General features: G+C 63.6%; 4 protein-coding genes. 2 read left to right on the forward strand and 2 right to left on the reverse strand.

All coding sequences use genetic code 11. From position 1 onward, the window contains the following. Positions 1 to 1,076: 1,076 nt before the first annotated feature. Complete coding sequence (locus tag LXT21_RS44505; protein WP_254042834.1) at positions 1,077 to 1,280, forward strand: cold-shock protein; 204 nt, start codon at positions 1,077 to 1,079, stop codon at positions 1,278 to 1,280. A gap of 1,373 nt (positions 1,281 to 2,653) precedes the next feature. Here LXT21_RS44505 and LXT21_RS44510 read toward each other — a convergent pair. Continuing rightward, positions 2,654 to 6,589: a phage tail tape measure protein gene (locus LXT21_RS44510; RefSeq protein WP_254044359.1), complete on the reverse strand. Its 3,936-nt coding sequence runs from the start codon at positions 6,587 to 6,589 to the stop codon at positions 2,654 to 2,656. Positions 6,590 to 6,695: 106 nt separating this feature from the next. On the opposite strand from LXT21_RS44510, the gene LXT21_RS44515 reads away from it, so the two are divergent. Continuing rightward, positions 6,696 to 7,181: a hypothetical protein gene (locus tag LXT21_RS44515; protein ID WP_254044360.1), complete on the forward strand. Its 486-nt coding sequence runs from the start codon at positions 6,696 to 6,698 to the stop codon at positions 7,179 to 7,181. Between the two features lie 26 nt (positions 7,182 to 7,207). On the opposite strand, the gene LXT21_RS44520 is transcribed toward LXT21_RS44515, so the two are convergent. Then, complete coding sequence (locus LXT21_RS44520) at positions 7,208 to 7,489, reverse strand: phage tail assembly chaperone (RefSeq protein WP_254044361.1); 282 nt, start codon at positions 7,487 to 7,489, stop codon at positions 7,208 to 7,210. Positions 7,490 to 7,686: the final 197 nt, after the last annotated feature.

The raw sequence follows: 7,686 nt of genomic DNA on the forward strand, positions 1-7,686 counted from the left end.
GGCGGCGAAAGGGGCGACCACCAACGAGAGGGCGAAGAATACGGCGGGAAGCCAGCGCATTACTTTTTTCATGGAATCATCCTCTACGGAAGACGGGGACACACTGCACGACCTCCGGCGACTGTTTGACATGACCCACCAATACGCAAATCAAGCTAGCAGTCGGGACGCCCTCACTGGGGAGTCCTGGCCCGGGGGACGTAGGCATCATGTGCGTCACGGAGATTGGCGTGAACTGTACTTTCGTCCACCCCCCAACATACGCCCGAACGAGACCAAGTTGCGATTCACCGTGGACGAAACTGAATTAGCTCAAGCCAGAACAGCGATTGCCCCGCCATGAGCCCCGCACAAGCTGACAGCGGGGCCCGATCGAACAAACATGGAAACCTCGACAACCGGCGACAGCAACGCGCCCAGCTCCAAGCTCAACATGTCCCCCGCAGCAGGGTCGGCGATTTCGCGCCGGCTCGGACGGCTACCTCCGAGGCATCAAAGAGGAACTCAGGCCATACTTGCTCGAGTAAAAATGGGGGCCGCAGAAGGAGACTCACCGATGGATCGTCGAGCGCTCCCTGTCCTGACTCTTGAAGTGACACAGTCTGCCCACCCACAACAACAAGCAGGCCGCTACTACCGCGGACTCGCACGATTCGCCTCCGCTCTCCTCGGGTTCAGTAGACTGCTCCGGACAAGAACTGACCGGAGTTTGAGCGAGTCAGCAGTGTCCAATGCGACATGGCCGCCAACGCAGCCACATGTCCAGAAGTCCAAGGCTGATTGACATCACACGGAGCATGAGGCAGTTGTTCCCCATCCTCCGACTGTTACCGCGACGTAGGTGCCGCCCGCGCTCAAGGCGGAGATGACGAGGCTGCCCGCGAGAGACAGCCTGATGGTGGTGACTGAGGACAGCGGCGCGGAGGAGGAAGGCGGATGGGCGGGAGAGTCGCTCATGCCCAGACAGAAGGGGCGGACTCATGCGACTTCAGGTCGGAGTGGCGCCACTTCAACAGCTCGCGTGTTCAAGACAACCAACCTGGATTACCCCAGGTGTAACGCAAAGGGACGACACCATGCAGACCGGAACCGTGAAGTTCTACAACCCGGACAAGGGTTTTGGCTTCATCACCGCCGAGAACGGGAGCGACGTTTTCGTGCATTGCTCCGCCCTCGAAAGCAATGGATTCAAACCCCTTGAAGTGGGCCAGCAGGTCTCTTTCGACATCAAAGAGGGGCAGCAGGGCCCGCCGCAGGCAACGAACGTCAAGCGTCTGTGACCAGTCGGGCATGCGTGATGCCGATGTCCGCCAGTGATGGCCTCAGTGTTCCGGCAATAGCCAGCCAATGAGAGCGTTTCGAGGCAGGAGCACTCCCCTCCGCGGACCGCAACTCCAAGACCCCCATGGTGCGCCAGCTTTGGGGGGGGCGAATTGGACCACGGGTGCATGGTGCAGAGGCCGGTCGAGCATGGCGGCCACGGCCGGGACACCTGCGAAGTCGCTGGAACTCAACAAGGCAGGTGTCGCGCCAGTCAGCGGGTGTCGTCCTGTCGTATGGCCCGCAGGGCGGGCATGATCCGCATGCCTATGTCGCCCGCAATCATCGCTCAATGACGAGGGCACGAGCCCCTGCTGCCCACACAGAATGACCAACGCTCGGCCAGTCTATCAGCGCGCCGGAGTCTCCGCGGTCCAGTGCAGGGGCGACCACAGCCCGCGATGCTTCGCCCAAATGAAGCGCACGAGGGTGATGGCAAGCTCGCCGACCGAGCCGCCCTATTCGACGCGCCTTGACATTGCACGAAGGTACAATGTCAAAAAAATCGCAGACAAGGCAAATATCCCCTCGCCATCTTGAAGACACAGCTCAACGGAGCACTCATTGAGTGCCAGGGGGCGTTGACTTACGGCTGCAGCATGCCTCTGCGTCGAATCAGTTCTTCAGCTGGTGTTCCATGGCTGTTCATTGCCAGCAAACAACTCACAACCGTCATTCTGCATAAATGGGAGAATCACCATGAAGCACATCTTCTGTGCACCTGTCGTACTTCTGTCTGTGATGCTGGCCGTTGTCCCCGTCGCGAAGGCGGAAGCGCCGACGTGCTACGCAGCGAATTCGGGCGTCGGCCAGGTCGCCACTGCAGTCCTCAGCACGTTTGATGCAGTGCGAGAGGCGAATGATGCTTTGAGAATTGCGTCCGCGAGCCGAACTTCGTAAGACATAGCAATGGCGGGGATTAAAGTCACCTTTTCGGAACGCCTCCGCCTTAGGGCCATCGAAGTCATGTTGGCAGTTCAGCCCATCGACGAGTACGCCATAACACGTATTTCCGCCGGAATGTCGGCGTCCAATTTATTGACCGTTCAGAGCCAGGCTCATCTTGGGGTCGTGCGTATGGGCGGCTCGGTGAGCAGCAGCGAGTTCGATGCCACCGCTGCTGAAACTGCGTACCACAAGGCCGTCTTCATGTCGTCCCTTCCCCTTTGTGCGCCCTGACGCAAGAGAGGGGGGACCTCGGACAGTAAAGCTCGCGCTGGTTGTCCGGTTCTCTTTGGGAGTGCCAACCCCAATGCCGTCCCCAAATTGCACGGCATTGGGGTTGATAGCAGAGCCCCGGCTCGCGTGTTGAGAGAGACGGTGGCTACTTCACTCACCTCCTTCGCGCCGTGAAGTTGTAGATGGAGCCGCCGGGCTGCATCTCCTCGAGGAGTGCCTTGCGGATGGCCACGCTCAGCCCACGGGCCATGCGCTCGGCGTCAGCGCGCCCGCCTGAAGACTGCACCTCTGACGTCACCGAGCCGTCCTGGCCGAAGTGGTTGACCACGGAGACGGTGACCTGTCCCCCGCCCTCCCCCACCGGCGGGAGGATGTCCGCCTTGCTGGGCACGTACAGCTTCGGCACCTGGGGAACCTCGGCGCCGAAGTCCAGCTTGCCGACGCCGCCCGCGCCCCCACCCAGCATGGAACCGAACATGCCGGACAGGTCCGCGCCGCCCACGGTGGACCCGCCCGAGCTCGCGGCCGGCGCCGTCGTCACGCCGATGAGGGCCCCCGTCGCGGTGTCCACCAGGGCCATGAAGGCCTTGTGGGCCAGGAGGCGCGCCAGGTCCTTCAGCATGCTCTCCACCATGTTCCGGAAGGAGAACTGCCCCGTGGTGGCGAAGGTGACGAAGGCATCCTCCATGTGCTGGGCCGCGGAGGTAACGGCGTCCTGCGCCAGGGCGAAGCCGGTGGAGAGCTGCTCCTGCAGCTTCGCCACCTCCCGCCGGTACGCAGCCGCGCCGATGCGCCCCTGCTGGAAGAGCTTCTCCAGGGCAGCCATGCGCTTCTGCGCTTCTGCCAGGGGGTTGAGTTGCTTCTCCAGGTTCTCCACCTCCTTGGCGAGTTGTGCCTCGGCACGGCCCTGTGGCGTCCACAGCTCCCGCGCTTTCGCGAGCTGCGCGTTGAAGTCCTTCAGCGTGAGGCGCCCTGCGTCGAGTTCCGTCCGGAGGAGCTGCTGGGCCTCCGCGAAGCGTGAACCGGACTGGTCCCCCAGCTCGCGGTTGAGCTGCTGGAGATTCTGGAGCCGATCCTTCTCCGCTTTCTCCAGTGCCTTCGTCGCCTCGGCCTCCTTCAGCCGAGCGATGGCCACGTCCGCCTGCTTCTTCTGCTCCGAGGAGAGCGCCTTGTACTCGTCAGTGATGCTGAGGGCCTCGGCCTTCGACTTCCCAAGGGCGCCTGTCTCCTCCTGGATGCGCTCGAGCCACGTCTGCGCCTTCTTCGCCAACTCGTCGCGTGCTTGGCCAGCCTTCTTCGCAGCCTCCGCGTCCTGGAGCCTCGCAATGGCCACGTCGGCGAGCTTCTTCTGCTCCTCAGAGAGGGATTTGTACTCGTCCGTCTGGTTGAGCGAGCCCGCCTTGGTCTTCCCAACGGCACGGACGTCCTCTTCCAACTTCGCAAGCCACGCCGTGGCCTTCTTCGACTCCGCTTCCTTCGCTCGAGCAGCGTCAATTATCTCCGAAGCGGAGCGCGTGGCAGCAGCACCAACTCGCCCATGGGCGCTTGCGACCTTGTCGGCCAGCTCGGACTCCTTTTTCGCTGCCTGATCCAATGCGAGCAGCGCCTTCTGGATATCAGCGTAGCGCTGCTGCTGGATCGCGAGTTCCTTCTCCACAGGCTCAAGCCGGTCCTTAACCTCTCGCTGAACACCTGGAATCTTCCGAATCTCCGCGAACGGTGCGCCAATCTTCTGGGCCGCCAGGATCTCGCGCCAGTTGATGACTCTGACACCGCGCTGCTGGTGTTCGACCTCCTTCTTCAGTCGCGTTATCTCGACAAGAGTGGACTGTAGGTCTTCGGTACTGACTTTTTTCATGGCAGCAACCAGCTCTGCCGTGGTGTCCACCTCGCTCGTCATCAAGTCCTGGTACTTACCGCCCAGTGCCGCAAACTCAGCCTTCGCGACGTTGAGCCGTTTCATCGCCTCGGCCTGGTCGGTGATGGCCTTTGTTTGGTTGATATGGTCGACGACGATCTGGGTGCCTCGCCCCACTGCAGCAGCAGACTCCTGTGCCTGCTGCATGGCCTTCTCGCGAGCTTCGTCCGCAGCTCGGCTGAACTCGGAGAAGGCAGTAACAGCGGCGCCCAGGGCAACAACGACCACACCGATTGGGCCGCCCATGGCGGACAGAGCAGCAGAGCCCGCCCTTGTCGCGAACGTCGCGCCCTCAATAGCAATCGCCTCTCTAACCTTTGCCTGCGCCAGGGCGTTTGACTCGATGGCCGCCTTGCGGGAGGAAAGCGCCGAACCCTCGACTGCGGCCGCCACCTGCAGCGTGACCTGTCGCTTCTCCAACTGGGCCAGCGCACTCTTCAGCGCTTCCGCCCGGCTCTCGCCTTGCGCTCGTTTATACTGCGACTCGGCCAGCGCTGCCTCAATGACCGCATCCTTCGCCTTCTTCGCAGCAGCAGCTTTCTCCAGCAGGGCCTTCGTCCACTCTTGCCCCCACGCGACCGCGCGCGCGGCGCCAATCACCGCCATTGCTTCCGCGAGGTATCGCGCCGCCGCCGTCACCTCCTCGAAGTTCTTCAGCAACCCATCCATGGCGGGCGAGACGGAGTTGAGCAACTCTTCGCCCACCTCGACACGCAGGGCAGCAAAGCGTGCACGGAGCTGGTCCACCTTCATCTGCGGCGTTTCCGCCATCTTCTTGAAAGCGGTCTCCGTCTTCCCTGCCGACGTCTCCATATTCTGGAGCGACGTCGCGAAGTCCACCGCAGCAGAGCCAGACAGTGTCATCACCGGCAGCAGCGCCTCGACGCCTCCGACGAGCGCCGCGAGCAACTCCGTGCTGCCGCCCGCCTTGTCCCTCATGTCCTGGAGGAAGCCCGCGAAGCCCTTGGACTTCAGCCCCGCGATGTTGAACTCAATGCCAAGTTCCTTCGCGAGGATGGCCGCCTCGCCAGACGGCTTGGCCACCTGGGCGAGGATGGCCCGCACTCCCTCCATGGCCGTCTCCGTCTTGATGCCGGCCTTGGTGAGGGCCGCGTTCGCAGCCAGCAACTCCTGGAGCGACACACCCGTCTGGGAGGCAATCGGTGCCACCTTGCCGATGTGGCGGGCGATGGTCTCGATGGACGTCTTGCCGTCCGCGGCCGAGACGAACATGGCGTCGGCGGCCTGGGTGGCACTCCTGAGCTGGGTGCCGTAGCTGGCCATGATCGACGTCAGGCCGTCCGCCGCAACACTCACCTCCGTCACGCCGCCGATGGCCAGCTTGTTGGCGATGGCCAGCATCTCCGTGGCCTTCGCCGCGTCGGCGGCACCAGCGGACATGATTTCGTACAGCGCCTTGGCCTGGTCGGTGGGCCCCCGCCCGAACTGGGCGCCCAGCCGCTTCGCGCTCTCCGCAAGCTGGCCCATCATCCCGAGCTGGTTGTCCTCGAGCAGGGTGCTCACCTGGGCCATGGCCGTGGAGAAGCCCAGCGCCTCGGTGGTGACGCTCCGCAACGTGGCCCCCACTGCCACCATGCCCATGAGGTTTCCCGCGAGACCTCCGAGCCCCTTGGAGAGCTGCTCCACGGGCGACTTCGCGAGCTCTGCGGCCTTCGCCACCTCCTGGACGGACTTCGCGGCGCGCATGTCGTCCTGCATCTTCGACATGGCGGACGAGGCCTTGTTCAGCTCGTTCATGAACCGGTGGATGGTGCCTGTGTCCCCGAAGGCGGACGTGAGGCGGCCCGCCGAACCCTCCAGCAACTTCAGCTTCTCGTTGAAGGTGTCCAACACCTTCGTATCTTCCATGGACTTCTGAAACCGTTTCGCCGCCTCAGCCGCCATGTCGAAGGTCTTCGAGAGCGCGCTCACGCGCTCCAGGTCCTTAAGCTTGTTGCGCATGTCGTCGAAGGCTCTGGTGTTGGCTTCCACCTCCTTGAGCATCTTCGCCATCTCACGCTGGAACTGCGCGGTGGCCGATTCGACCTTCGTGGTGGCCTTCTCCGTCTTCTCGGAGGCTTTCGTCAGGTCGTTGAGCCCCTGCGCGCTGGCGGCTGCATCCGAGGTGTCGATGCGCACGGACAACGTCGCGAGGTCGAACTGCTCAGACACAGGGGACTCCGTTCAAGATTGAGGAAGGGCAGGTGCGCCGGGGCACAGACACCTGAATGTGTGACCAGTGGACCCGGCGCTCCTCCATGTGATGGTTTCCTGCCCCATGCGCCTGCGCCCCGTTCTCGTGCCCCTGCTCCTCACCTTCACTGCCTGCGACTCTCGCTCCGCCGAAGAGAAGCGGCTGGAGGCGATTCGCACTGAGACAGAAAAGCTTGTCGCCGCGGTGCAGCGAGTGGCGGATCTCCAGGAGGCAGACGTAGCCGCGCGGATGGAGTCCGCGCGGGTTCAACTTGCCACGGGGCAGCGCGACGTCATCGTGACGGGAGATCGCAACACTACCCTGCTCATGGTCCGCGGATTTCCAGAGTCTCGTGCAGAAAAACTCCATGCCCTCATGGAGAAGGAGGTGGAGACCATCTTCCAGGGAGCGGGAGCGGATCTTGAGAGAGAGGGCTGGCTCCGCGTCGGTTTCAAGGACGAGAAGACGGGCCTCGAGGTGACGAGGCATGTCAGCGAGCTGCGCCAGGCGCACAGAGAGGCAAAGGACAAGGCCGCCGGGAACAAGCAGAACTCCCCGGCCCAGCAGTAGTCGTCCCGGCACCTCGTACCTCCTCGTCACTTCGGGGTGAGTTCGTCCCGGAAGACGTCGTCGAGCTGGCGCAGCAGGACCACCTCCGCGGAGGTGGGCTGGTGCCCAGTGAGCCGGGCCCACGCTTCGATGTCCTGGAAGCCGATGGGGGCGATGGAGAAGCCCCCCGCCCCGCGAGCGCCGCTCAGCTCGCAGAACCAGCCCCAGACGTGGGCGAGCGCCTCCGGCAGCGCGTACTCACCCACCAGCGCTGGCGGCGCCTTGCCGGTGGCCTTGGCCACCTGCTCGAGGTGGGCGCGCAGCGACACGCCCCCGTCGCCCTCGGGCTTGCTCAGGTGGAACTGGTGTCGGGCGAAGCCGAGGAGCTGCTCGGCGAGGCCTCGAAAAAACGGGCGCGGTCCGACTGCGCGTCGTCCACCTGGCGGCGCAGCCACGGGTGCTCGGTGTAGAGGCGGTGGGCCGCGTCCGGGGAGAAGGACATGGGCTTGCCGCCCTCGACGAGGCC

The sequence above is a fragment of the Myxococcus guangdongensis genome (assembly GCF_024198255.1).
In the GTDB taxonomy this organism is placed as follows: domain Bacteria; phylum Myxococcota; class Myxococcia; order Myxococcales; family Myxococcaceae; genus Myxococcus; species Myxococcus guangdongensis.

Excerpts from the sequence above, each read along its gene's own strand:
- LXT21_RS44515 (WP_254044360.1), top strand. The coding sequence starts at position 6,696 with ATGCGCCTGCGCCCCGTTCTCGTGCCCCTGCTCCTCACCTTCACTGCC.
- LXT21_RS44505 (WP_254042834.1), top strand. The coding sequence starts at position 1,077 with ATGCAGACCGGAACCGTGAAGTTCTACAACCCGGACAAGGGTTTTGGC.